A 3893-nucleotide genomic window follows, 5' to 3' on the forward strand; every position below is an offset into this window, starting at 1 on the left:
GGGAGGCCACCATACCCGTTTACAAAGCGAACAGGAAAGTCAATGAAATCAACGGTCTACCCAGACCACCCCCGCGCCAGTGCTAGCTTTGCGTACCGTCACTTATTGCACTGAAAACGAGGAGACCCCGAGCGAGGCGAAAAAAAACCGCCTCGGGGTGTCCGAGGCGGCAAGTCTGCATGCGGTTCAGGGAGGAAGAAACCGCGCCGGCGATCAGGGAGGAAAACCGCGCGGCCTGATGTGCAGCTCGGCCACTTTAGACGTGGCGTGAAGGCCATGCACAGCCATTACACCGGCACGCAGGTGGACGTGAAGGTCTTGCGCCCCGAGCAGCAAGGCTTGCGTGCTGTCGGGCACTTCAACTTTTTTCACGCGAAGACGGGGCCACGTGGCTGGGCCCTGAGTTTGCCCTGGCTGGGTTTGGCCCCGGCCTGATGGGGCCCAACCCAAGGCTCAGGCCAAGGCACCTGTGATGCCGACCTGCCGATCGCGCGGGTCGATCAGCACGCCGGGGTTGAGAATGCCTTGCGGGTCCACCGTGGCCTTGGCAGCTTGCAACATCTGGCGGTACAAGGCGGGTGTTTCCTGCTCGTAGCCTGGCCGGTGGTCGCGCCCCACGGCGTGGTGGTGGGTGATGGTGCCGCCGTGCTTGATCACGGCCTCATTGGCGGCCTGCTTGATCTCGCGCCAGGCGGCCAGTGCCGAGGCTACATCGCCTTGTGCGCTGCCCAAGGCCGCGATGGTGAAGTAGGGCGCCGGCCCATCCGGGTAGATGTGCGTGAAGCGACAAGACACGAAGGCTGGATGGCCGGTGGCATGCTGCACGGCCTGGGCCACATCCTTGCGCACACCCTTGTAGAAGGCCTCGAAGTTGTTCCAGGTGGTGGCGGTCTCGAAGGTGTCCATGATGAGACCATTGCCCACAGCCGGGTCGCGCCAGTAGGGCATGCGCAGAAAAGCCTGCCGCCACGCACCGGCTGTGCCGCTGCGGTGTTCCTCGCCACCCTCATCACGCATCGAGCGCTCGACCGATTCGGCGTCGTAGCTGCCACCGTGGCTGCTCACCAGTTCCAGCGCACGGCGCATCCATTCGTTCAATGGGTGATCCGCTGATTCAAAGCCCAGCACCAGCACGGCGGCACTGCCGTCGCCTACGCCAGAAAACACGGTTTCCATCGGGTCCAGCAGGCGGCAGTTGCTGGGGTACAGGCCCGATTGCGCCAGGGCCCGCACGCATTGCACGGCTTGCTTGTAGTCGGTGAAACGTACCGATGCATTGGCGCGGAAGCGCGGGCGTTCCTGCAGGCGCATCCAGGCTTCGGTGAGCACGCCCATCGTGCCTTCCGAGCCCAGCACCAGGCGATCTTGCGAAGGGCCGGCACCCGATGCGGGCAGGCGGCGAGAGGCGCACACGCCCGAGGGGGTGACCATGCGGGTGTTCTCGACCAGGTCATCAATGTGGGTCATCAGCGTGGCGTAGTGGCCGCCGGCACGCGTCACGATCCAGCCGCCCAAGGTGGAGAACTCGAAGCTCTGCGGGTAGTGGCGCAAGGTATAGCCATGCGGCTTGAGTTGCGCTTCCAGTTCAGGGCCCAGCGCGCCGGCCTGGATGCGGGCCGCGCGGCTGATGGGGTCCACCTCCAGCACGCGGTTGAGTCGTTCCATGTCGAGCGACACGGCGGCGGCGTAGCTGTTGCCCACAGCGGCTTCCACACCGCCACACACGCTCGAGCCGCCACCATAAGGGATCACGGCCACGTTGTGGCGCGCGGCCCAATCCAGGATGTCGATCACGGCCTGCTCGTCATCGGGGTAGGCCACCCAGTCGGGCACGTGGGGCACCTGGCGCAACCACATGCGGGCCAGATCGGCGTAGCTCTTGCCCATGGCGTGGTTGAGCCGGTCCAGCGGCGTCGCCGAGAACATCTCGGCCAAAGCTGAAGGTGGGGCGATGCGCGGCGCAGGCAACGTGAAGTCGCTGACCTGGGGCTCGGGTCGGTCAGTGATCTGCCCGCCCAGCATCTGCACCATCATCCCGATGCGGGCCGATTCGTCCTGCGTCAGGTGTTCGGAGGCGACGCCCCAACCCCAGAAACGGCGAAGCGGGCGGCGAGAGAGTGTGGCGTTCATCGAGTGGGTCCTTTCGGTGTCGAGCCAGGTCGGGTTCTGAGGGTGACTGTATGCAGACGCCGGCCTTTACGCTGGTTAATCTGCGCCATCTTTCCGATAATTGGTGACAATGCGGCGTGCTGCCATCTCGGGTAGCGGAGTGCGTGTCGTGAATGGTTTGATGAGGGTGACCGGCGCCTGGACCGGCCTGTTGACGGACTGGCTGGACCGCGAAGGATTGGCTGCACCCAGGCTGCGTGCCCAACTTGCGCGCTTCGCGCCGGACGACGTCGTGCCGATTGCGGTCTGGCGCGAGGCCCTGGCACAGGCGGCGGCATTGCGCCCCGGCGTGCCGGCGCTGGGCCTTCAAATTGGCGCTGGTGTGCAACCCAGGCATCTGGGCGTCCTGGGTTACCTGGTGGCCGCCTCTGACAACCTGGGCGAGGCCATGCGGGTCTACCTGGCGTACGAGCGGCTGTTTTACGGCGCCAACCTGGCCCAGGTGAGCTGGCATGGCGACGAGGTCGAGATCGCCTGGCCGCCGGCCGAACAGGGCCCGATGTTCAACGAGGTGTCGATCGGCGCTCTGGTGACCTTCATGAGCCGTCAGGTGGACAACCCGCCTCGGCCTTTGCAGATCAGTTTTGTGCACGAGGCCACCCCAGGTTTGCGGGCCCACTACGAGGCCTTCTTTGCCTGCCCGGTGGTGTTTGGCAGCAGCCATACGCGGGTAAGGATCCCCTCGGCGTACATGCAGATTCCCATGCGGCACCCGGAGCCGGGTTTGCGCGCGCTGCTGGATTGGCAGGCCGAGGCGCTGCTGCGGGCGCTGCCCGAGCCAGGCGATTTTGATCAGGCCGTGCAGCGCCTCTTGTTGCGGGTGTTGCCGGAGGGCAGCGTGTCCGTGCACCGGCTGGCGAAGATGATGAACCAGTCTGCTCGCACGCTGCAGCGTCGATTGAGCCAGCATGGCCTGACCTGGCAGATGCTGCTGGATCGGACGCGTGAGCAACTGGCCAGACAGTATCTGCGCGACCCGGCCTTGTCGGTGTGCGAGGTGGCCATGATGCTGGGCTACAGCGACCAAAGCGCTTTCACCAAGGCCTTCAAGCGGTGGACGGCCGACACGCCCCAGGCGTGGCGCAGCCGTGGCAAGCGCTGATGCACGTGGCTCGTACCCCCTGAAAAGGCTATGACGTTTGCACCGATGCTGCCGATGAGGCGAATGGCCAGAATGCAAGGCCAACACAGTCTGTGATGCGCCGGCCATCATCGCGATGCGCCTGGCGCGTCTCCACCTCGGAGCAATGTCATGCAACGCCAAGTTGTGCAGTTGGGCCTGAGCGCCATCGCCACCACGGTTCTGGCCTCCTCGGCTTGGGCCGCTGCCACCCCCTGGACGCCCAACACCAGCGGCAATGTGGGTGCGGCCCCCACCACCTTCAACAAGTGGGAAGCCATCGAAGCCCCCGCCGAGTCCGGTGCCAGCTGCGGCAACGGCACGCCCTACCGCTTCTTCGTCAACCGCACCACCAACGCCGCCAACATGGCCAAGACGGTGATCGTGTTCGAGGGCGGCGGTGCCTGCTGGGAACAGAACGCCTGCCAGATGAAGGACGGCGTGCTGGGGGCCACCAACTACAAACGGATAGGAAATTCAACCGCATGAGGCCAAGTATGGCACGAGTTTTGGGCCTCGAAACACGTTCGGCCAAGGAAGGTTGAGCGCTCGCTTGCCGCTCAATGGCAAGAGCTTGGGAGGCAGTATGCATTTGGGCCTGGCG

The 3893-nt window shown here is 65.0% G+C and carries 4 protein-coding genes; 3 read left to right on the top strand and 1 reads right to left on the bottom strand.

Going from position 1 to position 3893, the window contains the following annotated elements:
* Positions 1 to 276: 276 nt before the first annotated feature.
* Positions 277 to 435, top strand: coding sequence for a hypothetical protein (locus ACMV18_RS13220; protein WP_420818222.1), 159 nt, complete (start codon positions 277 to 279; stop codon positions 433 to 435).
* A gap of 18 nt (positions 436 to 453) precedes the next feature.
* On the opposite strand, the gene ACMV18_RS13225 is transcribed toward ACMV18_RS13220, so the two are convergent.
* The gene (locus tag ACMV18_RS13225; RefSeq protein WP_143969908.1) at positions 454 to 2130 is read right to left on the bottom strand and encodes an FAD-binding oxidoreductase; all 1677 of its coding nucleotides are present in this window, start codon (positions 2128 to 2130) and stop codon (positions 454 to 456) included.
* A 148-nt stretch (positions 2131 to 2278) separates the two neighbouring features.
* Here ACMV18_RS13225 and ACMV18_RS13230 point away from each other — a divergent pair, with 148 nt between their 5' ends.
* Positions 2279 to 3271, top strand: a complete 993-nt coding sequence (locus tag ACMV18_RS13230; protein WP_420818223.1) for a helix-turn-helix domain-containing protein — start codon at positions 2279 to 2281, stop codon at positions 3269 to 3271.
* Positions 3272 to 3421: 150 nt separating this feature from the next.
* On the top strand, positions 3422 to 3778 hold the full coding sequence (locus ACMV18_RS13235) for a hypothetical protein (RefSeq protein WP_143969906.1): 357 nt from the start codon (positions 3422 to 3424) through the stop codon (positions 3776 to 3778).
* The last annotated feature ends 115 nt before the right edge of the window (positions 3779 to 3893 follow it).

This window comes from Aquabacterium sp., from assembly GCF_048860245.1.
GTDB lineage: Bacteria > Pseudomonadota > Gammaproteobacteria > Burkholderiales > Burkholderiaceae_C > Aquabacterium.